This window comes from Mesorhizobium delmotii (assembly GCF_900149755.1).
GTDB classification, from domain to species: domain Bacteria; phylum Pseudomonadota; class Alphaproteobacteria; order Rhizobiales; family Rhizobiaceae; genus Mesorhizobium; species Mesorhizobium delmotii.
In genome coordinates this window covers 1,366,387-1,390,636 of sequence record NZ_FUIG01000013.1, presented here as the reverse complement: position 1 = coordinate 1,390,636, position 24,250 = coordinate 1,366,387, and the positions used below count along the sequence as shown (strand labels likewise).

20 protein-coding genes are annotated in these 24,250 nt (G+C 63.1%); 16 read left to right on the top strand and 4 right to left on the bottom strand.

Annotated features, from left to right (window positions below; all coding sequences use genetic code 11):
* Window positions 1-73: 73 nt before the first annotated feature.
* A complete protein-coding gene (locus BQ8482_RS08075; RefSeq protein WP_123146975.1) occupies window positions 74-1,357 on the bottom strand; it encodes an NAD(P)/FAD-dependent oxidoreductase in 1,284 nt (427 codons plus the stop codon).
* A 264-nt stretch (window positions 1,358-1,621) separates the two neighbouring features.
* On the opposite strand from BQ8482_RS08075, the gene BQ8482_RS08070 reads away from it, so the two are divergent.
* From BQ8482_RS08070 to BQ8482_RS08050, 5 genes are all read left to right on the top strand, one after another.
* Window positions 1,622-2,779 (top strand): fumarylacetoacetate hydrolase family protein, encoded by a 1,158-nt coding sequence (locus BQ8482_RS08070; protein WP_123147463.1) that lies wholly within the window; start codon window positions 1,622-1,624, stop codon window positions 2,777-2,779.
* Window positions 2,780-3,052: 273 nt separating this feature from the next.
* The gene (locus BQ8482_RS08065) at window positions 3,053-3,985 is read left to right on the top strand and encodes a substrate-binding domain-containing protein (RefSeq protein WP_095491966.1); all 933 of its coding nucleotides are present in this window, start codon (window positions 3,053-3,055) and stop codon (window positions 3,983-3,985) included.
* Window positions 3,986-4,103: 118 nt separating this feature from the next.
* Window positions 4,104-5,090, top strand: coding sequence for an ABC transporter permease (locus BQ8482_RS08060; RefSeq protein ID WP_123146974.1), 987 nt, complete (start codon window positions 4,104-4,106; stop codon window positions 5,088-5,090).
* 3 nt (window positions 5,091-5,093) lie between these two features.
* Entirely contained in the window at window positions 5,094-5,888 is a 795-nt protein-coding gene (locus BQ8482_RS08055) for an ATP-binding cassette domain-containing protein (protein WP_123146973.1), read from the top strand.
* A gap of 69 nt (window positions 5,889-5,957) precedes the next feature.
* Window positions 5,958-6,980: a LacI family DNA-binding transcriptional regulator gene (locus BQ8482_RS08050; RefSeq protein ID WP_123147462.1), complete on the top strand. Its 1,023-nt coding sequence runs from the start codon at window positions 5,958-5,960 to the stop codon at window positions 6,978-6,980.
* Window positions 6,981-7,519: 539 nt separating this feature from the next.
* Here BQ8482_RS08050 and BQ8482_RS08040 read toward each other — a convergent pair.
* On the bottom strand, window positions 7,520-8,101 hold the full coding sequence (locus BQ8482_RS08040; protein ID WP_123146972.1) for a TetR/AcrR family transcriptional regulator: 582 nt from the start codon (window positions 8,099-8,101) through the stop codon (window positions 7,520-7,522).
* Window positions 8,102-8,361: 260 nt separating this feature from the next.
* Here BQ8482_RS08040 and BQ8482_RS08035 point away from each other — a divergent pair, with 260 nt between their 5' ends.
* From BQ8482_RS08035 to BQ8482_RS08025, 3 genes are read left to right on the top strand one after another with little or no spacing between them, the layout of a single operon-like run.
* Window positions 8,362-8,619, top strand: coding sequence for a hypothetical protein (locus BQ8482_RS08035; RefSeq protein ID WP_123146971.1), 258 nt, complete (start codon window positions 8,362-8,364; stop codon window positions 8,617-8,619).
* Window positions 8,613-11,789: an efflux RND transporter permease subunit gene (locus tag BQ8482_RS08030; RefSeq protein ID WP_123146970.1), complete on the top strand. Its 3,177-nt coding sequence runs from the start codon at window positions 8,613-8,615 to the stop codon at window positions 11,787-11,789. The genes BQ8482_RS08035 and BQ8482_RS08030 overlap by 7 nt, the downstream gene beginning before the upstream one ends.
* A gap of 16 nt (window positions 11,790-11,805) precedes the next feature.
* Entirely contained in the window at window positions 11,806-12,963 is a 1,158-nt protein-coding gene (locus tag BQ8482_RS08025) for an efflux RND transporter periplasmic adaptor subunit (protein ID WP_123146969.1), read from the top strand.
* Window positions 12,964-12,973: 10 nt separating this feature from the next.
* Here BQ8482_RS08025 and BQ8482_RS08020 read toward each other — a convergent pair whose 3' ends face one another.
* The gene (locus BQ8482_RS08020; protein ID WP_123147461.1) at window positions 12,974-13,909 is read right to left on the bottom strand and encodes a LysR substrate-binding domain-containing protein; all 936 of its coding nucleotides are present in this window, start codon (window positions 13,907-13,909) and stop codon (window positions 12,974-12,976) included.
* A gap of 102 nt (window positions 13,910-14,011) precedes the next feature.
* Here BQ8482_RS08020 and BQ8482_RS08015 point away from each other — a divergent pair, with 102 nt between their 5' ends.
* From BQ8482_RS08015 to BQ8482_RS07990, 6 genes are all read left to right on the top strand, one after another.
* Entirely contained in the window at window positions 14,012-14,800 is a 789-nt protein-coding gene (locus BQ8482_RS08015) for a HalD/BesD family halogenase (protein WP_123147460.1), read from the top strand.
* Between the two features lie 107 nt (window positions 14,801-14,907).
* Window positions 14,908-15,645: a GntR family transcriptional regulator gene (locus BQ8482_RS08010; protein ID WP_123146968.1), complete on the top strand. Its 738-nt coding sequence runs from the start codon at window positions 14,908-14,910 to the stop codon at window positions 15,643-15,645.
* 60 nt (window positions 15,646-15,705) lie between these two features.
* Window positions 15,706-16,812, top strand: a complete 1,107-nt coding sequence (locus BQ8482_RS08005; protein WP_123146967.1) for a mandelate racemase/muconate lactonizing enzyme family protein — start codon at window positions 15,706-15,708, stop codon at window positions 16,810-16,812.
* A 362-nt stretch (window positions 16,813-17,174) separates the two neighbouring features.
* The gene (locus BQ8482_RS08000) at window positions 17,175-18,497 is read left to right on the top strand and encodes an NAD(P)H-dependent oxidoreductase (protein ID WP_123146966.1); all 1,323 of its coding nucleotides are present in this window, start codon (window positions 17,175-17,177) and stop codon (window positions 18,495-18,497) included.
* Between the two features lie 19 nt (window positions 18,498-18,516).
* Entirely contained in the window at window positions 18,517-20,010 is a 1,494-nt protein-coding gene (locus tag BQ8482_RS07995) for a xylulokinase (protein WP_123146965.1), read from the top strand.
* A 153-nt stretch (window positions 20,011-20,163) separates the two neighbouring features.
* Window positions 20,164-20,709 (top strand): hypothetical protein, encoded by a 546-nt coding sequence (locus tag BQ8482_RS07990; protein WP_133254707.1) that lies wholly within the window; start codon window positions 20,164-20,166, stop codon window positions 20,707-20,709.
* Between the two features lie 28 nt (window positions 20,710-20,737).
* Here the strand turns inward: BQ8482_RS07990 and BQ8482_RS07985 are convergent, their stop codons facing one another.
* A complete protein-coding gene (locus BQ8482_RS07985; RefSeq protein WP_123146963.1) occupies window positions 20,738-21,700 on the bottom strand; it encodes a sugar-binding transcriptional regulator in 963 nt (320 codons plus the stop codon).
* A gap of 433 nt (window positions 21,701-22,133) precedes the next feature.
* Here BQ8482_RS07985 and BQ8482_RS07980 point away from each other — a divergent pair, with 433 nt between their 5' ends.
* Together BQ8482_RS07980 and BQ8482_RS07975 are read left to right on the top strand one after the other, a co-directional pair.
* The gene (locus BQ8482_RS07980) at window positions 22,134-23,144 is read left to right on the top strand and encodes an ABC transporter permease (protein ID WP_123146962.1); all 1,011 of its coding nucleotides are present in this window, start codon (window positions 22,134-22,136) and stop codon (window positions 23,142-23,144) included.
* A 149-nt stretch (window positions 23,145-23,293) separates the two neighbouring features.
* Complete coding sequence (locus BQ8482_RS07975) at window positions 23,294-24,232, top strand: sugar ABC transporter substrate-binding protein (protein ID WP_123146961.1); 939 nt, start codon at window positions 23,294-23,296, stop codon at window positions 24,230-24,232.
* Window positions 24,233-24,250 lie beyond the last annotated feature (18 nt).

The following is a 24,250-nucleotide window of genomic DNA, read 5'->3' as shown; positions in this document are numbered from 1 at the left end:
TCGAAATTTGAAATCACTCAAGAATTTTTCAGAATCATGAAACTGTCAAGCTGATTCCTGCATCGGCATAAAATCAGCGCTCGAATGCATCCAGCATACGATACCAGGCGATCGTCGCGGCGACGCCGACCTGCCGAAAGACGTGGAATGGGATCGGCCGGATCGGCGAGACCGGGAACGGCATTTGCCTGGCGTCGCCGCTCGCCAGATAGCCGGCAATGCGCTCGCCAAGCGCGGTCATCAGGCCGACACCACGGCCCTGGCAGCCGACCGCGGCCATCAGGCCCTGCTCGGGCTCGTGGATATGCGGGAGGTGATCCGGCGTCATCGCCACCCGGCCAAACCAGCGCTTTTCAACGGCGACGCCGGATAGTGCGGGATAGAGCCGGAGCAGCGCGCGCTCGAGATGCGCCCAATCACTTTCGCTGGTCGGCAGCGCCATCCGGCCGCGCCCGCCGAGCACCAGCCGCCCGTCGGCACTCTTGCGGTAATAAACGAGGATGCGGCGTGAGTCCGATACTGCTTGCCCTTCCGGTAGAATCCCGGCCGCCAGATCGGGCGGCAGCGGTGCTGTCGCGATCTGGAAGGAGTGCAGCGGAAGGATCGTCTCGGCGAGTCCGGCGAGCAGGTCGCCGGTATAGGCGTTCGTCGCCAGAATGACCGCCTTCGCCTGCAATTCGGCGCCCTTCTCCGTCGAGATGCGCCAAAGGCCGGCGTTCTTATCGAGGCGCACCACCTTCTGGTGTTCGGCGATCTTCACGCCCGCGGCCGAGGCGATCCGTGCCAGTTCCGACGTGTAGGCAAGCGGATCAATCACGCCGGCGCGGCGGTCGAGCCAGCCGCCGAGATAGCCCTGCGCGCCAGTCAACGCGGCGATCTCGGTCTGGCTCAGAATCCGGACATCGGCGCCACGGTTCCGCCACTGCCGGTCCCTGTTCGCCACCGCCTTCAGCGCCGTCTCGGTATGCGCTGCCTGGATCCAGCCGTTACGGACGAACGGCACCGCCAGTTTCTCGTCGCGGATCAATTCGAAGACGGCGTCCGCCGTCGAGGCGGCAAAATTGACGAGGACCTCGCCGCGTTCGGAGCCAAAATGCTCCAGCAGCCATTCCGGATCATATTTCAGGCCGGGGATGACCTGACCGCCATTCAGGCCCGATGCGCCTTGGCCGATTTCGCCGGCTTCCAGCACCTGCACGGCAAGGCCGAACCGGGCTGCATGCAAGGCTGTCGACAGACCGAGAATCCCGCCACCAACAATGACGACATCGGCACGCTGGCCGCCGGGAAAAAGCGACCGGAACGCAGGGGCCGCCGGCGGCTTGTGCCAGATCGGATCGGAAAACGGTAGGGGCAAGGGGCACCTGAATGCAATTCGTCAAATGAAAATCCTAGTGAGGATTTCATGATTTTGAAAGAGCGTTTGATCTCGGCATCAGCGGATTTAAGAGGATGGCGTCCGCCGATGCGAAATGCAGCGCAGGGCTCGACCGCGAGGAACGGGATAGACCTTTGGCGGGAATTTGTTGAAAGTGCCGCCGCCGCTGGCCAGGCTGTTTGTGAACCTGGTCCGGCAGCGATGACCGTCGCAGCAGAACAAGACAGCAGAGGACCGCAAGCCATGACGAACACCACTCTCCTACCCAACGAGGGCCTCTTCATCGGCCGCGCCCGGACAAGCGATACGCCCCATCCGCTGGTGGTCACGGTGCGCGACGGCACGGTGTTCGACATCACGTCGAGCATGGCACCAACCGTGCGCGACGTCTGCGAGATGCCAGACCCAGCAGGGTACGTCCACGCGGCCGGTGGCGAACCGATCGGATCACTTGATGCGATCGCCGCCAACAGTTTCCAGGCCGCGCGCGATCCGCAAAAACCGTACCTGCTTTCTCCGGTCGACCTGCAGGCGGTCAAGGCGTCGGGCGTCACCTTCGTCGTCAGCCTGCTCGAACGGGTCATCGAGGAGCAGGCGCGTGGCTCCGCCGAAAAGGCGGACGCCATTCGCGCCGACATTGCCGGGCTGATCGGTCACGATCTGTCGAAGCTCAAGCCCGGCTCGCCGGAGGCGATGGAGATCAAGGCCAAGCTCATCCAGCGCGGCGCCTGGTCGCAATATCTGGAAGTGGGCATCGGCCCCGATGCCGAGATCTTCACCAAATGCCAGCCGATGGCGTCGGTCGGCTTCGGCGCTGATGTCGGCCTGCATCCGGTTTCCACCTGGAACAATCCGGAGCCGGAAATCACGATGATCGCCGCCAGCAGCGGCAAGATCGTCGGCGCGACGCTCGGCAACGACGTCAATCTGCGCGACGTCGAAGGGCGCTCGGCGCTGTTGCTCGGCAAGGCCAAGGACAACAATGCCTCGGCCGCGCTCGGCCCGTTCATCCGGCTGTTCGACGATAACTTTTCCATCGATGACGTGAAGCAGGCCATCGTGCGCCTGAAGGTCGAGGGCGAGGACGGTTTCTCGCTGGAGGGCGCCAGCTCGATGGCCGAGATCAGCCGCTCGCCGGAAGAGCTGGTCGCGGCCGCCATGGGTCCGCATCACCAATATCCGGACGGGCTGGCGCTCTATCTCGGCACCATGTTCGTGCCGTCGAAGGATCGCGGCGAAAAGGGCAAGGGCTTCACGCACAAGGTCGGCGACATCGTCACCATCTCATCGGAGAAATTCGGCGCCTTGGTCAACCGGGTGCGGCTGTCACCCGACTGTCCCCACTGGACCTACGGTGCCAGCCATCTGATGCGCGACCTCGCCAGGGCCGATCTTATCTAGGTTCCCGCCCCGACTGCGACGGAGATGTCCCGGCCTGGTGCTCGAATTGAGGATCCGCCTGCCTGGAAAATATCAGCCAAACTGATGCAATCTGATGGGACTGCTGATGGCGCCTTCTCGCGCGCCAACTACCACTGGCAAATGGAGGCTTGCCATATGTCGAAAAAGCGGATGCTCTGATGCATCCAGATCGGCGCTGGCAAGAAATACGATCAGGGTTTGCCGTGATCGTCGTCGGAGGTGGAGGACGTTTTCAAAATGGGAGGAAATCAAATGCTGACAAGGCTACGACTATTTGTATTCGGCTTGATCGTGGCGCTGGCCATCCCAGCGGCGGCACAGGCCAAGACCTTCTACTGGATTTCGCATGGCGGCCCGGCCGATCCGGTCTGGACCTACTTCCTCGCCGGCGCCAAGCAATGGGCGACGGACACCGGCAACACCGTCAACACCTCGTTCCACAATGGCGACGTGTCGTCCCAGCAGGAGGCTGTTCGCGCGGCCATCGCCGCCAAAGCGGACGGCATCACCACCACCAGCCCCGACCCGGGCAGCCTTATCGAGCTCGCTAAGGAAGCACGGGCGGCAAACATCCCGATCATCAATTTCAACACCCCCGATCCGAAGGCGGACTTCAACGCCTATGTTGGCGGCGACAACGTCACCTTCGGCAAGAACTGGGCGCAGTATCTGGTCGACAAGGGCCTGGTGAAGAAGGGCGATTTCGTCTGGATGCCGGTCGAAATCCCGGGCGCCACCTATGGCGTCCAGGAAGAAGAAGGCATCAAGAGCGTCTTCGAGCCACTCGGCATCACTTATGAAATCACCGAAGCCACGCTCGATCAGGCCGAAGCGATCAACCGCATGGTCGACTACCTCACCGCCAACAGGGCCAAGGTCAAGGCGATCATCGGTCTCGGCGACCTGGTGACCGGCTCGATCAAGCGGGTGTTCGACCAAGCCGGCATCAAGCCGGGCGAAATCCCGGTCGTCGGCTGGGGCAACTCGCTCGACACCACCCAGGAGGTGCTGACCGGCTACGTCAATGCCGCACAATGGCAGGATCCGCAGGCGACCAGCTATGTGGCGCTTTCGATCGCCAACATGGCTGCCAGCGGCATTCCGCCCGGCTTCGACGTGATCACCGGCGCACTCTACGAAAAGGACACCGCACAGGTCTACGACGACATCCTGTCCGGAAAATAAAACTGCGATCGGGATGGTCGCGGCACGCTGCCGCGGTCATCCCTATCATTCCGCCGAGCCTCGAACCGCCGCATGCGGCGCCGGGCTTGGCCAGTTCCAACCATGTCGCGGGTCCAACGTGGAAAACAGCTCCATCATCCAACGCTCGATCGCCAGGCCGGAATTCGGGCCCTTCGTTCTGCTTGTCGTCGAGCTCGCGGTGTTCTGGGGGTTCAACCACGACTTCCTGTCGCCGCAGAACATCAGCAACATACTCGCCTTCACGGTCGAGCTCGGGCTGATCGCACTGGCGATGACGCTGTTGATGACTTCAGGCGAATTCGACCTCTCGGTCGGATCGCTGTTCGGTTTCTCGCCCGTCTTGATGTGGACGCTCTTCAACAGCGGCCTCACCTCTCTGGAAGCCGGCTTTATCGTGGCCTTGCTGGTTGCCGCCTTCATCGGGCTGGTCAATGGCTGGTTCGTGACGCAACTCAAGATTCCATCCTTCCTGGTGACGCTCGGCATGCTGCTGGTGGTGCGCGGCACCGCTCTGTTCGTCACCAGCGGATTTCCGCAACGCACCTGGAGCGCCGAAGGCAGCTGGCTCGCCGAGGCGCTGGTCGGTGATTTCTTCATCGGGCCGTTCCGCATCTACATGTCGCTGTTCTGGTTCATCGCAGCCGCGATCGCACTCGGTTACGTGCTGACACAGAGCCGGACCGGCAACTGGATCCAGGCGGCCGGCGGCAACCCCAATGCGGCAAGGGCGCGCGGCGTCAATGTCAGCGGCGTCAAGATCGGCCTGTTCATCCTGTCGTCGATCATGGCTTCGCTTGCCGGCGTCATCAGTTCGCTGCGCACCTCGGCGGCCAACCCGAACAGCGGCACCGGCTACGAGCTCGAAGTCATCGCCATGGTGGTGATCGGCGGCACGGCGCTGACCGGCGGACGCGGCACCATCATCGGAACCGTGCTTGGCATCCTGATCCTGCGCGTGATGCGCAACGGCATCGTGCTGATCGGCGTGCCGGGCCTTGCCTACAACATCTTCATCGGCGCGATCATCCTCGGCATGATGGCGCTCCACTCATGGCTGGAGCGCCGGCATCAGGCGGGGACTTGAACCATGGCCGAACCGCTTGTCCGCATGGAAAACATCCGCAAGTCCTACGGGCGCGTGCAGGCGCTGGTAGACGCCAATTTCCATGTCAACGAAAGGGAGATCGTCGGTCTGCTCGGCGACAATGGCGCCGGCAAGTCGACGCTGATCAAGGTGCTGTCGGGTGCGGTTCCGCTGACCAGCGGCGACATCTTCATCCGCGGCAAGAAGGTAGACTTCCGCAGCACCAGCGACGCCATCGCCCACGGCATCGAGACGATCTACCAGGACTCGGCACTGGTCACGCAATTGTCGATCGCGCGCAACCTGTTCCTCGGGCGCGAGCCGATCAAGCCGCCGCGTTTCCTCAACCGTATGGACCAGGAGGCGATGAACGTGGTCGCCCGCGATCTGCTCAAGCAGGTCGGAATCTCGAAGAACATTCCGCCAACCACGCCGATCGGCTCGCTCTCCGGCGGCGAGCGGCAGGCGGTGGCGATCGCGCGCGCCATGCATTTCGACAGCGACCTCATCATCCTCGACGAGCCGACCAACAATCTCGGCGTCGCCGAGACGCAAGGTGTGCTGAGCTTCGTGCGCAGCGCCCGCGATTCGGGCCATTCCTGCATCTTCATCGCCCACAATATCCATCACGTCTTCCAGGTGGTCGACCGCATCGTCGTCATGCGCCGCGGCAAGGTGGTCGCCGATGACATCGATCCGAAGAACACCAGCGTCACTGAGGTCGAACGGATTATCACCGGCATGTCCGACGAGGAGATCCGCGACGCCATCGTCCAGGGGAAGCAATCGCAGGGCTGAGTGGCCAGTTGGAAGCCGGGTTGGCCGTATCTCTGGTACAGGATCACATCCGCTCCTATGACTGCGACAATGAAAGCCACCGTTGCGGACATCGCCAGAAGCTGCGGGCTGTCGACCGCAACGGTCGACCGGGTGTTGAACAACCGGCCAGGCGCCAGCGCCGCCAACCGGCACCGGGTGATGGAGGCGGCCAAGCAGCTTGGCTATTTGCCGGTCGTGGATCAGGTCGTGTTGCCCTCGCGGCCGGCGCATCTCGAGTTCTTCCTGCCGATCGGCTCCAATGCCTTCATGATGGATCTGGCAAATCATATCGAGGATTATGCGGCACGCCTGCCGCTTGTCGCCTCCTGCCGCATCCACAAGCTCGCCGGGATCTCGCCGAACGCGTTGCAGGCGGCCGTCGAAAACCTCTCGCTCAAGGCAAACGGCGTCGGCGCCATCGCGATCGATCATCCGAGAACGCGCAACATCCTGCGCGAGATCGTCGAGGCCGGCATCCGCCTGGTCACGCTGGTGTCGGACGTTCCGGGCGCACCGCGATCGGCCTATGTCGGCATCGACAACCGTGTCGCCGGGCGCACCGCAGCCCTTTTGATGGGACGTTTCCTGGGCGGGCGTCCGGGCCATCTGGCAATGATCGTCGGCTCACGCTCTTATCGCGGGCATGAGGAACGCGAAATGGGCTTTCGCTCCGTGCTCAGCGAGGAGTTCCCCAATTTGACCGTGACCAGCGCCGTCGAGATCAACGACGAGCCTGATATCAGCTATACGGCAACGATGAAGGCGCTGCACAATGAGCCGGAGCTGCTCGGCATCTATTGCGTCGGCGCCGGACGTTCTGGCGTGGCGAAAGCGCTGCTGGAAGCCAAGCCGCAAAGGAAGCCGGTGTTCATTTGTCACGACTTGACAAGGGCGACACGCGGCTATCTCGTCGACGATCTGCTCGACGTCGTGATCGACCAGAATGCACGGCTGATCGCCGAGCAATCGGTCATTCGCCTGCTCGGCTCGATTGCTTCCTCGGCGCCCTATCTGACGCGGAAATTCATCGAACCGCGCCTGATCTTCAAGGAAAACGTCCCGGTGCAGTGACGCCGTGCTCCAGACCGACATCGCGAATTTTGAGACGACGCCGCAAATCTGCACACCAGCTATGCAACTTTTGTGGTTGCCGAATCATTAAGCAACCCATATATGTTGCGTGTCGGCCATCTACTCCTCCCAGATGCGATGCCGACGCTGAGTGCGGCGCACCCTCCTCCCGTGCCGTATTCGACATCAAGCCCGCTGCCACCTCCTCCCGGCAGCGGGCTTTTTTTGTTCCGGCTCCGGATGAGCGCCGGGGCCGTCACCAGGGTTGATGCCGACAGCACATTCGCCCGCAAAGGTGCGAGCGGTAGGGCATGTTGCAGCCGCGATCAGCTGATCCGTCGGAATCCCGTCACACTTGTCACTCTCACCAGTTCGTTGTCGGTCCTATCCTGCCTCACCAACAAGCAACAGGTAGCAGAATGGTGCGGCGACGGACCGCAAAGGAGAAGCGCGATGACGGCACGTCCGAACGGACAAAAGAGCATTCGGCGGCGCGGCTCGCAATGAACACGCTACCGATCGTTTCGCCGCTGGCGAGACTATCTGGCCCTGAAAGAGCTGATCAAACCTTCCGCCATGCGGACAAATTGCGCGCTGGGGCCTTCGGCTCCGACGCTTTGAAGGCTGACCCGGGCGCCTTCAAGCAGCAGCGACAATGTATCGGCGAGCAGCTCCGGCTGGCCGATGCCGGCATCCCGGCACAGGCCGACCAGACGGTCGCGCTGGGCCTGCTTGAGTTCCTTGATCACCCGACGGGCCGGATGGTCGGTCTCGCTCAATTCGATGGCGGCGTTCGCCATGTCGCAACCGCGGCCGTCCATCATCAGGCAGTCGGCTGCCATCCGAACCCAGGCGTGCAGTTGCGCAAGCTTGTCGCCCGGGTGCTCGGCCTCGAACTTTTGCCACATCGCGTTGGCGCTGCATGCGGTCGCCCGCAGGCACTCGATGACCAGATCGTCCTTGGACTCGAAATGACGGTAGAGCGTCATCTTGTTGGTACCTGCGGCCTCAGTGATCGCGTCGACGCCGACGCCCTTGATGCCATGCTTGTGGAACATATCCCGTGCCGTCTCCAGGATGCGATCCCGGGGGCGGATGCGTTCCGCAGTGCCGTCTTCCATCAAAACCTCCTTGGTTTCCGGGATTTTCCGAAAAATCCCTCGGTACACCTCTTGACTAGGGTGTTACCGGTCTGTAACTTCTAGATGTTACTTACTGGTAACACCCCCATTGCCTCGTGTCAATCTCGCAGGCGCCTGTGAACAGCCTCCGCCGAATCGGCCCAGGCATGAAACTGCGCCCCAGGCGACTTTGGCCGCGAACAGGAAGACCACCCGATCTGCGGCGTACGTCGCAGATCGCCAAGCCAGGAGCCGCTACGATGTCGCAGCGCAAAGATTTGACGATCGATGAAGTTGTGAAGGATCCGATGATCCGGATGCTGATGCAGGCCGACCGTGTCGACCCACGCTCTTTCGAGACGATGCTGCGTACCCTTGCGGATGCGCAAGGCCGCAGCCGCAAGGCGCCGCCTCGTTTCCTGGAGGATTCCGGGCACAGCCGCAGCCGGCGGCTGTCCAGAGTGGCCAAGGCCTTTGGCCAGGCGAGAGCAACGGGCGAGGCGTACGTGTCATGGTAAACTTCTTCATCCACCGCCCGATCTTCGCATCGTCGATCGCCATCATCATGGTGCTCGCCGGGGCGATCTGCTATTTCCTGCTGCCTGTCTCGCAGTTTCCCGACATCACGCCGCCTCAGGTCGTGGTCAGCGCCAACTACCCGGGCGCCAGTGCGCAAGTCGTGGCTGACACCGTCACGACGCCGCTTGAACAGCAGATCAACGGCGTTCAAGGCATGACCTATATGTCGTCGTCGAGCTCCAATGACGGCTCATCGACGATCACCGTTACCTTCGAGGTCGGCTATCCCCTGAGCACCGCCGCCGTCGATGTCCAGAACCGCGTCTCACAGGCGGCGTCCTCGCTGCCGGCCATCGTCAACCAGGGCGGCGTGACGATCAAGAAGCAGAACCCGAACTTCGTCCTGATCGTCAATCTCACCTCGCCCGACGGCTCCGTCGATCCGGTCGCGCTCAGCAACCTCGCCTACTTGCAAGTGGTCGACCCGCTGAAGCGCCTGCCCGGCGTCGGCGACGTGCAGATCTTCGGCGAGCGGCGCTATTCGATGCGCGTATGGCTCGATCCCGACAAGCTCGCCAATCTCGGCATCACCGCCGTCGATGTCCAAAACGCCATCGCCGAGCAGAATGTCCAGGTCGCGGCCGGCAAGATCGGGCAGTCGCCGGCGCCGGCCGGCACCGCTTTCGAAATGCAGGTGAACGCGGTCGGCCGACTGAGCGATCCCAAGGAATTCGGCGACATCATCGTGCGCGCCGATGCCGCGAACGGTTCGCTGGTGCGGTTGCGCGACGTTGCGCGCATCGAACTCGGCGCCCTGCAATATTCGTCGTCGGCGTTCTTCGGCGAGGACCCGACCGTGGTGCTCGCGGTCTACCAGATGCCGGGTTCGAACGCGCTCGATCTGCAGCAGCGCGTCAAGGACAAGATGCAGGAACTGTCGGCCCGTTTCCCGAAGGGCGTCAGCTACGCCATGCATTACGATACGACACGTTTCGTTTCGGCGTCGATGCACGACGTGCTGGTCACGCTCGGCGAAGCGCTGGTCCTGGTCGTCGCGGTGGTGTTCATCTTCCTGCAGAGCTGGCGCACCACGATCATCCCGACGATCGCGATTCCCGTGTCGCTGGTGGCCACGCTCGTCGTCATGTACATGTTCGGCTTCTCGCTGAACATGCTCAGCCTGCTCGGCATGGTGCTGGCGATCGGCCTCGTCGTCGATGACGCGATCGTCGTCGTCGAGAATGTCGAGCGCCAGCTGGAGGCCGGCCTCAAACCGCTGGCTGCCACGCGCGCGGCGATGGCCGAGGTCACCGGCCCGATCATCGCCACGACCGCCGTGCTGATGGCCGTGTTCGTGCCGGTCGCCTTCATACCCGGCGTTTCCGGCCGGCTCTACAACCAGTTTGCGCTGACGGTGGCGATCTCCTTCGGCATCTCCGCCTTCGTCTCGCTGACGCTCACCCCGGCGCTCAGCGCCGCCTTCCTGCGCCACCGCCCGGCAACGCAGTTCGTGCTGTTCCGCTGGTTCAACACGGGCTTCGATCGGCTGTCGCATGCCTATGCCCATGGTGTGCGCTTCCTCATCCGCCTACGCTGGATCATGCTCGGCATATTCGCGGCCGGGCTTGTCGCCACCTATTTCGTCTGGCAGCGCCTGCCCTCGACCTTCCTTCCGGTCGAGGACCAGGGCTATTTCTTCGTGGTCATCCAGTTGCCGGATGGGGCATCGCTGGAACGCACCGACGCGGTGGCGCGGAAGGCACGCGATATCCTGCAGAACACTCCCGGTGTCGACATCGTCGGCTCGATCAGCGGCTTGAACTTCCTCACAAGTGCCGCCCAGTCGAACTCGGCGGTGGAATTCGCCATCCTGAAACCATGGGACGAACGCGGCCCTGACCAGAGCGCCTCGAAGCTCGTCGCCGACGTGCGCTCGAAGCTCATGGAACTTCCGGAAGCGTTCGCGCTGAGCTTCGACCCGCCTTCGATCCCGGGCATCGGCACGACCGGCGGTTTTGAATTCCAGGTGGAGGACCTGACCGGTCGCGGCAGCGCTGCGCTCAACGACGCGACGCAAGCCGTGCTGGCCGAAGCGCGTAAACAGCCCGAGCTTAACCCGCAGCAATTGTTCTCGTCGTTCTCGACCTCGACGCCGCAGTTCAACTACGACCTCGACCGCAATAAGGCGAAGCTGCTCGGCCTCAGCCTGCCTGACGTGTTCAACACGCTGCAGATCTATCTCGGCTCGCTCTATGTGAACGATTTCAACCTGTTCGGCCGCACCTTCCGGGTGACGATCCAGGCCGACAAGGATGCGCGTGCGGGTGCTGCCGACATTTCGCGGCTCTATGTGCGCAATGCCTCCGGCGGCATGGTGCCGTTGAGCACGCTCGGCAAGCTGGTGCCTATCGTCGGCCCGGAAACCGTCCCGCATTACAACAACAATGCGTCGGCCCTGATCAACGGCGGTGCCGCATCCGGCTTCTCCTCAGGCCAGGCGGTCGCCGCGATGGAACGTGCCGCCGCCACGGCACTGCCGAAGGATTTCGGCTACGAATGGACGGGGATCACCTATCAGGAGCTCAAGGCCGGATCGATCGCCTCGATTGTCTTCGGTCTCGCGATGGTCTTCGTCTTCCTGATCCTCGCCGCGCAATATGAGAGCTGGGCCATGCCTTTCATGGTCCTGCTCGCGGTGCCGCTTGCGCTGTTCGGTGCGTTTGTCGCCCTGTTGATGCGCGGCATGCAGATCGACGTCTATTCGCAGATCGGCTTCGTCATGCTGATCGGGCTGGCGGCGAAGAACGCCATTCTGATCGTGGAGTTTGCCCGGCGCCGGCGCGAGGAAGGCCTCAGCATCGTCGACGCCGCAATGGAAGCGGCGCGCCTGCGGTTGCGGCCCATCCTGATGACCGCTTTCGCGTTCATCCTCGGTGTGCTGCCGCTGATGTTCTCCACAGGTGCTGGTGCAGCGAGCCGCCAGTCCATCGGCACCACCGTCTTTGGCGGCATGGTCGCAGCGACGATCCTGTCGCTGGTGTTCGTGCCGGTCTTCTATGCGGTTATCGAGCAGCTGCGCGAGCGTGGCAGCAAGAGCGAACCCGTTGCCGAACCGACTGAACCGACTGCCGAACCCGCTTTCGAGCGATTGGCCGAAGCGGCCGAATAGGATTGGAGAATTGATCATGCGTAAATGGAAAATTGCGTTGGGAGCAGCCGTCGCCGTTGGGGCGATCTCGGTGGCGAGCGTTCACTTGCTCGACATGGGCGATTTCGGCCTTAATGCCGGTACGGCAGGGGCGGCAACACCTGAACCCGCGGCGGCGTTTGTCATGCCGGTGCCGGTGGTGAGCGTCGTCAAGAAAACGATCCCGATCTATCTCGACTATGCCGCCCGCACCGAGCCGATCCGCAGCATCACGCTGCAGGCGCGCGTGCCGGGGTATCTGCAGGAGCAGGTCGCGCCCGACGGCAGCGACGTCAAGAAGGGCGACCTTCTCTACAAGATCGCTCCAGAGGATTTCCAGGCTGCCCTTGAACAGGCGAAGGCTCAGGTCCAGCGCGACGAAGCAACGCTCGACTATGCCCGTTCCAACCTCGGTCGCGGCACCGAACTCGCCAAGAGCGGATACATCGCCAAGGATGCGTTCGACCAGCGCACCAGCAGCTTGCGTGAGGCCCAGGCCTCGCTCGCCGTCAACCAGGCGGCTGTGCGGACCGCCGAGCTCAATCTGAGCTATTCGGAAATCAAGGCGCCGTTCGCCGGGCGCGTCGGCCGCAACCAGGCCTCGGTCGGAACGCTGGTCAGCGTCGCCGGTACGGTGCTCAACACACTGGTGCAGCTCGACCCGATCTATGTCACCTTCAATCCAAGTGAAACGGATCTGGCGCAGATCGAGGAAGCCCGCGCGGTGGGGCCCATCGATGTCGACGTCCTGCTTCCCGGCGATACCGAACCGCGCCACAAAGGTCAGCTCACCTTCATCGACAACACGGTCGATCGTTCGACCGGCACCATCACCGCACGGGCGACGATCGGCAACGCCAAGTTCACGCTGCTGCCGGGCCAATATGTTCGTGTGAGACTGCACATCAAGCAACAGCCCGATGCACTGATGGTGCCGCAGACGGCGTTGGGATCGAGCCAGCTCGGCAAGTACCTCTACGTCGTCGGCAAGGACAATACCGTCGACCAGCGCATCGTTTCGCTTGGGCCGACCAATGGTGATCTGGTGGCCATCTCGAGCGGCGTAGCGGAAGGCGACCAGGTGATAACAGGCAATCTGCAGAAGATCGGCCCAGGAATGCCTGTCTCGCCGCTGCCACAGAAACCGGCCACCTGATACCCCCCCATCAGGCCGGGTCCAGCGGCGCCCTCGGCATAGCCGGGGGCGCCGTTTTGCTGAGCAGTTCGACAAGGCCGGCGACATCGGCGCGATCGGCCTTGGCCGGCGGTATGAAGGCGCAATAGGGATGGCCGAGCCGGACCGAGACCGACGACAGCGCGATCAGCCGGCCCGCTTCCAGATCGGCGCGGGCCATGATCCTCTGGCCAAGGGCTATTCCGAGACCCAGCCGTGCCGAGGTGATCGCCAGGCTGGACAGTCCGACGCGCCGCCCATGCGACGGGTCAGGCGAGCGGCTGCCGCCTGACGCCGAAAACCAGTCCGCCCATGTCGGATGCGAGGCATAGTTCGGACCCCAGTTGGTATGGATGAACATGCTCTCGTGCACATCCGCCAGGCTGGAGGCACCGTCGCCGTTTCTCTGCCAAAAGTCCGGCGCGCAGACCGGCAGGACATCGTCATGGACGAGACGGACGAGCCGCAGGCCGGGATAGTGATAGTCGCCATAGCTGATGCGAAGATCGATGTTCTGGCGCACCAGGTCGACGGGATCGTCTTCGACCCTAACGTCGATCGCCATTTGCGGGAAAGCGTCGAGAAGCACGGCCAGCCTCGGCGCCAGCCACAATTCGGCCAGCGAGAACGGCACGCTGACGGCGAGACGGGTTTTTAGGCTGCCATCCAGCATGCGCCGCCCGATCGCCGCGATGTCGCCCAGGGCGCGCGCCGTCTGCGGATAGATCGCATGACCGGCGTCGGTCAGCGCGATGCGGTTGCCGCTGCGCACGAACAACTGCTTGCCGAACCAGGTCTCGAGATTGCGGATCTGCTGGCTGACCGCCGCCGAGGAGACGCCGAGTTCGGTGGCGGCCAAGGTGAAGCTGCCGGTGCGCGCCGCGACCTCGAAGGCCTTGATCGCGTTCAGCGGGGGGAGCCGTTCCATCGAGTCTTCCATAAGTTTTTCCTGCGGAAGACTAATAATTTTCGCCGTTGAGAGAAAGATTTTTTTGCCGTCTTCTGTGTCCAAACCTTGGAGCATGAGACGATGAAAGATATTCTCGATCTGGACCGGTACCCGCTCGACCGTGAAGGCAGCGCCGAGTGGAAGCGCCTCGTGAAGACCTCGATTGCGGCGCTGGAGGCCGACGGCATGTTCAATCTCGAAGGTTTTTTGCGGCCCGGCGTAGCCGAACGGGCGGTGCAGGAAATCCAGCCCGTCATGGCGACGCGCTCGCACGTGCACAAGCGGATGCACAACATCTACTTCAAGCCTGATATCCCGGAGCTCGCTCCGGACCATCCCGCGCTGCGCAAGGTCGAGACCATCAGCCATACGGTCTGCGCCGACCAAATTCCTGACAGCCTCGTGCTCGCCATTTACGAATACGAACCGCTGCTGCGCTTCCTGGCGGCGGCGATGGGCAAGACGCGACTGCATGTCATGCAGGACCCGCTGGCGCGCACCAATGTGATGGCCTATCGCGCCGGCGAGGCGCTGAACTGGCATTTCGATCGCTCGGAATTCACCACGACCCTGTTGTTGCAGGCAGCGCAACGCGGCGGCGATCTCGAATACCGCACCGATCTCCGCTCGGACGACAATCCCAACTACGACGGCGTCGCCAGGCTGCTCGAAGGACGCGACCCCGAGGCAAGGATACTGCGCATGATGCCGGGTACGCTGAACGTCTTCCGCGGCAAGAACACCGCGCATCGCGTGACCACTGTCGAAGGCGAATACGAGCGCATGATCGCGGTGTTCTCCTACTACGAGAAGTTAGGCGTGATGTTCAGCGACGAGGAGCGCATCGGCTTCTACGGCCGGGCCGCCTGAGGCCGAAGGCGCCGACACTCTGCTGGAATCGCGAGTTCACAAATAGGGCCTTGTTAGATTGTCGACAATCTGCTTGTCTTGATTTCGGTTCCTTCTGGAGTGACCGAATGGGGAAGCTGGATTTCGCTCCGATCGCAGATACGACAAGACGCGCCGAGATCGTGGCGCTGCTCAGGTGCGCGATCCTGACCGGCCAGCTGGAACCCGGGCAGAAGCTCAACGAACTCAGGATTGCCGAGCAGATGCGGGTGAGCCGCGCGCCGCTGCGCGAGGCGATGCGCGAACTGGTGCAGGAAGGCATCCTGACCAGCATTCCCTACGCCGGAACTTTTGTCATCGACGTAACCGCCAAGGACATCGATGACGCCTATTCGCTTAACAAGGTGCTGGATGAGTTCGCCATCGAACTGACCTGGCCGTTGCGCGACCAGCGCTTCTTCGACGAGCTCGACCGGCGCCACGAGGCGGTAAAGCAGGCGACGCGCGACCGCGACACCACAAGGCAGATCGAAACGGCTCTGCAACTGCATGGGCTGATCCATGAGTGGGCCGACAATTCGGTTCTGCTCGAGACCTGGCAGCGGCTGACCAGCCGGCTGCAGATGTATTTTGCCCTCCACCAGCGGGCGCGCAAAGAGCCGGTGCCTGCCGAAGACATCCACGAGACCTATGTGCAACTGCTGAAGGGCGCCGACATGGGCGCAGCCCAGCGCCACGCCCGCGAGCATATCGACCTCGATTTCGAAGAACTGCTCGCCTATGCGCGCAGCCTCGAACAGCGCGACTCCAAGGGCGCCAAGGCCGATCGCGCTGGCCCGACGCGCAACCGACCAGACGGCAGCTGAGCCGACAGAAGCCGCCAATTGCCAGTTTCGCCGCGACATCACAGACAACGGACAGAGAACGTGCAGATCAAAACCATCAAGGCCTATCATGTCGTGCAGCCCTTCGTGGACGGGCCCTACCGTATGTCGAAAGGGCGTGTCGCCGACGCGTTCGACGCGGTGATCGTCGCCATCACCTCCAACAGCGGGCTGACCGGCTGGGGCGAGATGGCGCCGCTTGGCAATTTCTACTCGCCGGCATTCGCGGCCGGCGTTCGCGCCGGCGTCATCGAAATTGCACCGCATCTGCTCGGGCACGATCCTCGCGCGTTGGCCAGTATCGGCAGGCTGATGGACACGGTGTTCAAGGGCCATCCCTACATCAAGTCGGCGCTGGACATGGCATGCTCGGATCTCGCGGCACGCGCCGCCGACGTGCCGCTGGTCACGCTGCTCGGCGGGCGCGAGAGCGAGACGGCGGAGCTCTACAAGGTCGTCACCCATGGCACGGTCGACGCGATGGCTGCACTGGCCAAGCGGATCGTCAAGGACGGGTTCCACCGGCTGCAGGTCAAGGTCGGCGGCAACGTCCATGACGACATCGAGCGCGTCACCGCAGTCGCCGCTTCGGTGCCGAAGGGCACGGTGATCTTCTGCGACGCCAATGCCGGCTGGACGCCCTATCAGGCGCGCCAGTTCACTGACGCGACGCGCGCCATCGACTACACGTTCGAGCAGCCCTGCACCACGATCGACGAATGCATGTCGGTGCGCCGCTCGCTCGACAAGCCGATGGTGCTCGACGAATCCGTCGCCTCGCTGGACAACATGCTCGATATCCACCGCAAGGGCGCGGCCGACGGGCTGACGCTGAAAATCTCGCGGCTCGGCGGCGTGACCAAGACGCGGCAGATCCGCGACCTCGCCGTCGATTTGGGCTTCATGATCACTGTCGAGGACACCGGCGGCGCCGAGATCGACACATCAGCCATGGCGCATCTGTCGCTGTCGACGCCGGAGGAGCGCCGGCTGCACGCCATTGCCTTCCACGAATGGGTGACGGTGCGCACCGCATCGAACAAGCCGCCGGTTTCGGGAAGCCGAATGGGCATTCCGGACGGGCCGGGCCTCGGCATCGACGTTGTTCCCGACCTGCTTGGCGCGCCCTTCTTCGAGGTCGGCAGCTGAGATACTGGCGTGCGCCGATCGACCATGCCGCCTGGCGCTGGTCTGTTGCGCGGCCTCCTCGTTAGCGTTGGGCGCTCCGGCAGCTGAACGGCCATGGAACAACCTATCGCCGCACTTGCTCGCTTGCGAGAAGCGATGTCTCGGTCATCGCCGTATGCATTCTAGACTAAAGATCACGCCTTTTTCTCCGCTCCTTAGCTTGCTGTGCAGCCAAGCCGCATGCCAAGGGCGCACAAATTGAAATCACAGAATGTTGGGGGACGGCTGCCGAATTGCAGGTTGAAATATTTTTCATTTGGAAATAGGAATGTTCAAAATGATGACTTCGACGCTGCGGCGCGTCAGGAACTGGAGGAAGCGAAATGGCCCATCCGCAATTTGCAGCGGAACTTTTGCAGCGCGCTGAACAGCAGGGACCGATCACCATCGGGCTTGCCGGCGCCGGGCAGATGGGCACCGACATCGTCGTCCAGGTGGCGCTGATGCCGGGCATGCGGATCGGCGCCATCTCCGAGGTCAGGCCGCAGGCGGCGATCGATGCGGCGCTGCTCGCCGGCCACGACCGCTCGGACATCGTGCAAGCCGGCAATGCAGCGGCGATCGACCGCGCCATCGAGGCCGGCAAGATCGCGGTGACCGAAGATTTGCACGCGCTGGCGGCGGCAGGCCGCATCGACGTCATCATCGACGCGACAGGCAATCCCAACATCGGCACGCTGTTTGCACTCGAAGTGATGAAGAACGGCAAGCACATCGTCATGCTCAACGTCGAGGCCGACATCACCATTGGCCGCTTCCTCAAGGAAGAGGCGCGCAAGGCCGGCGTGGTCTATACGGGTGCGGCCGGCGACGAACCGGCCTGCACGCTGGAGATCATCGGCTTTGCCAGGAGCCTCGGCTTCAACATCATCGCCGCCGGCAAGGGCAAGAACAATCCGCTGAAGATCGACGCCATGCCGGCCGACTACGAGAAGGAGGCGGCCGAGCGCAACATGAATGCGCGCATGCTGGTCGAATTCGTCGACGGTTCGAAGACGGCGATCGAGATGGTGGCGATCGCCAATGCTACCGGCCTGGTGCCCGACGTGCCGGGCATGCACGGCCCGACCGCGACGCTAGAGGAGCTCGCCAGCGTGCTCTGCCCGCGCGAGGATGGCGGCGTGCTGCATCGCAAGGGCGTGGTCGATTATTCGATCGGCAAGGGCGTGGCGCCCGGCGTGTTCTGCATCATCGAGACCCGGCATCCGCGCGTGCTGGAGCGTATGATCGACCTCAAAGTCGGCAAGGGCCCCTATTTCACGATCTTCCGCCCCTACCACCTGACCAGCCTGGAAGTGCCGCTGTCGGCGGCGCGCGCCGTGGTCTACAAGCGCGCCGACATGGAGCCGCTCGACCATCCAGTCGCCGAGGCGGTGGCGGTTGCCAAGAGCGACCTTGGCCTTGGCCAGTCGCTGGGCATGATCGGCGAGAACGACTATCGCGGCTTCGCCATGACCTGGGAAGACGCACGCGCCCGTGGCGCCCTGCCGCTCGGCCTCGCCGAACGCGCCAAGGTGGTCAAACCGGTCAAGACAGGCGACTTCCTCACCTATGAAAATTGTGTACCCGACGATTCGATGGTGATAACCCAGATCCGCCGTCGTCTCGACCAGTCGGACGGACGGTTCGTTACGAACGCCGCCTAAATCGCTGGATTTCCGCCTGATGGACGATGTCGTAATCGGGATCGACGCCTCGACCACGGCCGTGAAAGCGATTGCCTTCACGCGCGATGGCAAGGAGCTGTTCCAGGCGCGCGAAGCCTATCCGCTTTCAAATCCCCAGCCCGGCCATTTCGAGCAGGACGCCGAACATTGGTGGACCGCACTGCTCGGCGCCTTGAAGCAGGTCACTGAGGCGGTTGGCGCTGCGCGGGTGGCGGCGATCTCCATCGCCCACCAGCGCGAGACTTTTACGCTGATCGATCATGCCGGCAAGCCGCTCATTCCGGCGATCCTGTGGCTGGACGAGCGCGCCCGTCCGCAAGTTACCAGGCTGTCGGCCGAACTTGGCCGCGAGGCGATCCGCGACTGGAGCGGCAAGCCGCCGGACCCGACGCCCGCGCTCTATGCGATCGCCTGGCTTGCCGAACACCAGCCGCAAGCGCTCGACGACGCAGCCGCACTTGTCGACGTGCACGGCTTCTTCGTCCACCGGCTGACCGGAAGTCTGGTCACCAGCACGGCAAGTGCGGATCCGCTCGGGCTGCTCGACATCAAGAATGGCACTTGGCACCCTGAGCTCGTCGAGGCCGCAGGACTGCGGCCGGACCAGTTGCCGCAACTGGTCGCGCCCGGCGCGATCTGCGGTAGGCTTAGTCAAAGCGTGGCCAGGCTGACCGGCCTGAAGCCCGGCACGCCTGTTGTCGCCGGCGCCGGCGACGGCCAGGCGATGGGACTCGGCATGGGCGTCTATGGCGAAGGCAAAAGCTATCTTTCGCTCGGTTCAGGCGTCGTCAGCGGCTGTTATTCCCATGGGATGGCGACGTCGGACGCGTTTCGAACGCTGGTCTCGCCCACCGGCTCGGGGTTCATGCTGGAGACCGTGCTGCGCTCCGGCATGCAACTGGTCGACTGGATCGTTCGCACCACCGGCTCGCCGTCGGCCGCAGCGCTGGAGAAGGCGGCGGTGGACGTTGCCGCCGGCAGCGAGGGACTGCTTGTCATGCCGTATTGGGCCGGCGTCATGAGCCCCTATTGGGACGGCGCGGCGCGCGGCGCCATTGTCGGCCTGTCGTTGGACCATGAGCCGAAGCACCTTTTTCGAGCGGTCCTGGAAGGCATCGCCTTCGAGCAGGCGATCGCCAGCGAGGCAATGGAAACTCAAGCCGGCGGCAAACCGGCGGCGATGATAGCTGCCGGCGGCGGCACCAACTGCGACCTGCTGATGCGGATCATGGCAAGCGTACTCGAGCGGCCGCTCTCCGTCTCGCCGGTCAACGAAGCCGCAGCACTCGGCGCCGCCATGCTGGCGGCTTCGGCCGTCGGATGGTTTGCCTCGCCCGAAACGGCGGCCGAGGCTATGGCCGTGCCGCCGACCAGGCACGTCGACCCCGTCGGCGATCTGGTCTCCGGTTACCGCACGCGCAAGGCGATCTACCGCGACCTCTATCAGGCGACGCGCGCTATCCACGTGCGGCTCGGCAACACGACGGCGTGAATTCACGACCTAGACGTCTGGCGTCTTTGATTTTGCGTCTTGTCCAGCCAATGTTAGATTCCAATGCTCGATTCCGGGGGCATTGGATTGCTCATGAAGACGGCGTTTCATCATGCGGCCTTGTCTTGGATTGTCGCCGTTGCGGCAATTCCAATGTCCTCGCTCGCGGAGAACGGGCCCGCGGCCGAGGCGCCGCTCGAGGTTGCGCTCGACATCGATGATGATGGGCAGATGGATCGGGCCGTAATGGTGCAGGATCCCGACAGTGGGCAAGCGGACCTTTACATCTATCTGGCTGCCGGCGATGAGAAGCTCGATCCTTCGCGCAAGCCGGCCTTCATCAAGAAGGCGCTTACGGAGGGCCGAGTTCTTGAGCTCGAAAGCAAGGGCAAGGGATCGCTGAGCGTCACCTCCTGTTTCGGCTGCGGAGCCAACAAATCATGGGCTGAGACGCTCACGATCGTCCATCGCCGCGGCAAATTGCGGGTCGCCGGCTATAGCCGGTACTGGGACTGGAACGTCCAGACGTCCGATGGCGACGTCGAGACCACCCTGGGGAGCTGCGACATCAACTTTCTCACCGGCAAGGGCGTCGCCTCGCAGGGGCTGGATGACGGCCAACCGATCAAAGGAGAATTCAAGCCGGTGGCTCTCGCCGACTGGTCGTATGAGGGCCGCCCCAGGCCCTGCGAATTTTGAGGCGCCCTCCGTCCGAAGCGCACAAAACTCAGCGGTTGAGCAGGCCCTTGGCGGCATCCTCGTCGGTGATCAGAACCGATACCTTGGTGTTGGCGAGCGCCGCACGCATGATGGCAATTTTTTCCTGCCCTCCCGAAACCAGGATGATGGCCGGGATGTCCGACAGGTCCTGCAGTGGATAGGCGCAGACCCGACGATTGACCTCATGGTCGACGAGCCTGCCCTCGGCGTCAACGAAATGGCACAAAATATCGCCAACAGCGCCGGCCGTCTGCAGCTCCTCGAGTTCGCTGGGCTTGATGAAGCCGTAATTGGCGATCGGACTGTCATTGGAAAATGATCCGACGCTGAGCACGGCGATGTTTGCCCGGCGCGCGCGGAAGACGACGTCCTGAACGCTGCGCTGGCTCATGAAGGCTTCGCGCTGCTCCGGCCTGTCGGCATAGACCGGTACCGGCAGTAGGAAGCACTCGGCGCCGATCTTTTCGGCGAATTCCCAGGCGCTCTCGGTCGGGTTGAGCGGCTGGGCATGGGTGAGGCCGCCCAGCATGGAGACCACCGTGGTCCTGGCGATCGGCCGCCGCGGCAATTCATTGATGGCGAATTTCAGCGTCCGCCCCCAGCCCAGTGCGATGACATCGCCGGCATTCACATTGTCGGCCAGATAGGCGCCCGCGGCATGGCCGATCATCAGCGGCGCATTGCTTCGGTCAGCGGCCGACGGCACCACAATGGCCTGGCTGAGCCCGAAACGCTGCTTCAAGGCCTCTTCCAGCACCAAGCATTCGACGACGCTGTCGCGGATGCGGAATTGGACGACGCCCTCCTCGCGCGCGGCGGAGAGGATGCGATGCACCTTGATGCGGCCGATGCCGAGGATCTCCGAAATCCTCTCCTGCGTCAGCCCCTCGACATAATAGTGCCATGCGGCACGGGCCTTCAGCTCGGCATCCGGGAAGCGCGAGGCCTTGTCATTCTCTATCATCGCCATCTTTTTGCCCTCACGCGGTCGTCCGAATCCTTAAATGCCATTCAAATGGCGTATCCGACCGAGCGGCACGAAATCGTTCCGTGTGCCTAGGGTTCAGGATTTAAGACATTCGACAGGATATCGTCCACAACGCCAGATGAAACCCAAAATGGTCAACAACTACTTCGTCTTGGCCGTCCTGCCTTGGTCCAGCAGCCGAGATGAATTCGCAGGATGAGACCGGAACCGAAACGCGGCATTTCGTGCCCTTCCGTAAGACAAACCGCCCAGCGGCGCAAACCGGCGTGGAATGGTGCGGCGGGCCTTGACAATTTTCCGACGAACAGTTTAGCTGAACAAAATTGCATACTAAAGATAAATTGTTCACAGGGAGGTGCCTGGTGAGCAAGGCTGAGCCGGCGACGCATCGCCGGACTGCTGGTGGAGGAGCCAAATGGCTGTGAGCAACGGTGCAAGCGAGTTGAAGGCCGGCCCAGGTACGCAGGCCGCGGCGGGTGCGAAGCTTTCGGCCCTGTTCGCCGGAACCTTGGGACCGCTGATCGGGCTGGTGCTGCTGTGCCTTGCGCTGTCGCTGACCACCGACACGTTCCTGACTGTCCGCAACATCCTCAACGTGCTCGACCAGGTCACCGTGCTCGGCATCATGGCGATTGGCATGACGTTGGTCATCCTGATCGGCGGCATCGATCTTTCCGTCGGCTCCGTGCTGGCGCTCGCCGCGATGGTGATGGGGTTCGTCGCCCATCCCGACCATCTCAATCTCGGCATGCCCGCCGGCATCGTCACAGCGCTTGTCGTTGCAGGACTTTGCGGGCTGGTTTCAGGCCTGCTGGTGACCGTCACCAAGCTGCCGCCCTTCATCGCCACGCTGGCCATGATGTCGGTAGCGCGCGGTCTCGCCAACATGATCACCGACGGCTCGCAGATCATCGGCTTTCCCGACTGGTTCACCAGCCTGTCGATTATCCGCCACTTCGGCTTCCTGTCGGTCACCGTCGGCTTGATGATCGTGCTGGCCATCATCTTCGCGATCTTCCTGAACTACCGCGCGACCGGCCGCAGCCTCTACGCGATCGGCGGCAGCGCCGAAGTCGCGCGGCTGTCCGGCATACCGGTCAAGTCGCTGACCAACTGGGTCTACGCAATCTGCGGTGTGCTGGCCGGGCTCGCCGGCATCGTGCTCGCGGCACGGCTCGATTCCGTCCAGCCGAGCTCCGGCTTCGGCTACGAACTGGACACGATCGCCGCGGTGGTGATCGGCGGCGCCAGCCTGTCGGGCGGCATCGGCTCGATCGGCGGCACCGCGATCGGCGTGCTGATCATCGGCGTGCTGCGCAACGGGCTGAACCTGCTCGGCGTGTCGCCCTTCATCCAGCAAGTGGTGATCGGCGTCGTGATCGCGCTGGCGGTGGCCACGGATACATGGCGGCGCAGAGCACAATGAAGCGGGGCGCATTGAAGAGCGGCGCGCAATGAGATTCGCCTGGGAGGTCCGGGCGAAAACGGATCGGTGATCCGAAACTGGGAGTTGTTCGGCCAAGGGGGCGCCATGATGCGCCGGCGGGACAGATTGAACATCAACGGAGGAAACACATGCTGACCAAACGTTCATTGCTGCTTGCTGCCGCGGCCGTCATTCCGCTGCTCGGATTGTCCGACATGGCGTCGGCCAAGGAGGCCAAGAAGCTTGGCCTTGCCGTCGCCAATCTGCAGGCCGACTTCTTCAACCAGATCAAGCAGTCTGTCGAAGCCTATGGCAAGGAAAAGGGCATCGAAATCGTCACCGTCGATGCCAAGGGCGATTCGGCGACCCAGGTCAGCCAGGTGCAGGATCTGATCACGCAGAACATCGATGCGCTGATCTACATCCCGGCCGGCGCCACCGCCGCCACCGTGCCGACCAAGACGGCCAAGGCGGCCGGCATCCCGGTCATCAATGTCGACCGCAACGCTGAAGGCGCACCCGGCGACACTTTCATCGCCACCAACAGCGTGGCGTCCGCCAAGGCGGTGTGCGACTACATCGCCAAGCAGGCCGGCGGCAAGGGCGAGCTGATCATCATCCATGGCCAGAAAGGCACGACGCCCGAGGTCGACCGGTCGAAGGGCTGCGGCGAAGCGCTGAGCGCCTATCCCGACATCAAGGTGGTCGGCGAGCTGTGGAGCGAAGGCTGGCATCAGGACGAAGGTTTCAAGCTGACGCAGGACCTGCTGCAGTCCCATCCCGACGTATCGATCGTCATCGGCCAGGCCGACGCGCTGGCGCTCGGTGCTGCGCAGGCGGTCAAGGTCGCCAATCCCGGCCACAAGGTCTGGGTTGCCGGCTTCGACGGCGACGTGGCGGCGCTCAAGGCTCTGAAGGGCGGCGTTTTCGACGTAACCGCGACGCAGCAGACACAAGGCATGGGCCGGCTTTCCGTCGATGCGGCGATCAAGCTGGTGGCCGGCGAAACCGTTCCCGCAGAACAGCTTCAGGACGCGACGCTGACCACCAAGGACAATGTCGATCAGTTCATCGCCAAGCATCCCTGATCCCAAAGAGTCCGGCAG

What these genes read in the sequence shown, in the direction of transcription:
- BQ8482_RS08025 (WP_123146969.1), top strand. Translation starts at nt 11,806, where the DNA reads ATGCGTAAATGGAAAATTGCGTTGGGAGCAGCCGTCGCCGTTGGGGCG.
- BQ8482_RS07985 (WP_123146963.1), bottom strand. Translation starts at nt 21,700, where the DNA reads ATGGCGATGATAGAGAATGACAAGGCCTCGCGCTTCCCGGATGCCGAG.
- BQ8482_RS08055 (WP_123146973.1), top strand. Translation starts at nt 5,094, where the DNA reads ATGGCCGAACCGCTTGTCCGCATGGAAAACATCCGCAAGTCCTACGGG.
- BQ8482_RS08050 (WP_123147462.1), top strand. Translation starts at nt 5,958, where the DNA reads ATGAAAGCCACCGTTGCGGACATCGCCAGAAGCTGCGGGCTGTCGACC.
- BQ8482_RS08035 (WP_123146971.1), top strand. Translation starts at nt 8,362, where the DNA reads ATGTCGCAGCGCAAAGATTTGACGATCGATGAAGTTGTGAAGGATCCG.
- BQ8482_RS07990 (WP_133254707.1), top strand. Translation starts at nt 20,164, where the DNA reads ATGTCCTCGCTCGCGGAGAACGGGCCCGCGGCCGAGGCGCCGCTCGAG.
- BQ8482_RS08015 (WP_123147460.1), top strand. Translation starts at nt 14,012, where the DNA reads ATGAAAGATATTCTCGATCTGGACCGGTACCCGCTCGACCGTGAAGGC.
- BQ8482_RS08000 (WP_123146966.1), top strand. Translation starts at nt 17,175, where the DNA reads ATGGCCCATCCGCAATTTGCAGCGGAACTTTTGCAGCGCGCTGAACAG.
- BQ8482_RS08030 (WP_123146970.1), top strand. Translation starts at nt 8,613, where the DNA reads ATGGTAAACTTCTTCATCCACCGCCCGATCTTCGCATCGTCGATCGCC.
- BQ8482_RS08070 (WP_123147463.1), top strand. Translation starts at nt 1,622, where the DNA reads ATGACGAACACCACTCTCCTACCCAACGAGGGCCTCTTCATCGGCCGC.
- BQ8482_RS07980 (WP_123146962.1), top strand. Translation starts at nt 22,134, where the DNA reads ATGGCTGTGAGCAACGGTGCAAGCGAGTTGAAGGCCGGCCCAGGTACG.
- BQ8482_RS08040 (WP_123146972.1), bottom strand. Translation starts at nt 8,101, where the DNA reads ATGGAAGACGGCACTGCGGAACGCATCCGCCCCCGGGATCGCATCCTG.
- BQ8482_RS08010 (WP_123146968.1), top strand. Translation starts at nt 14,908, where the DNA reads ATGGGGAAGCTGGATTTCGCTCCGATCGCAGATACGACAAGACGCGCC.
- BQ8482_RS08020 (WP_123147461.1), bottom strand. Translation starts at nt 13,909, where the DNA reads ATGGAACGGCTCCCCCCGCTGAACGCGATCAAGGCCTTCGAGGTCGCG.
- BQ8482_RS07995 (WP_123146965.1), top strand. Translation starts at nt 18,517, where the DNA reads ATGGACGATGTCGTAATCGGGATCGACGCCTCGACCACGGCCGTGAAA.
- BQ8482_RS08065 (WP_095491966.1), top strand. Translation starts at nt 3,053, where the DNA reads ATGCTGACAAGGCTACGACTATTTGTATTCGGCTTGATCGTGGCGCTG.
- BQ8482_RS07975 (WP_123146961.1), top strand. Translation starts at nt 23,294, where the DNA reads ATGCTGACCAAACGTTCATTGCTGCTTGCTGCCGCGGCCGTCATTCCG.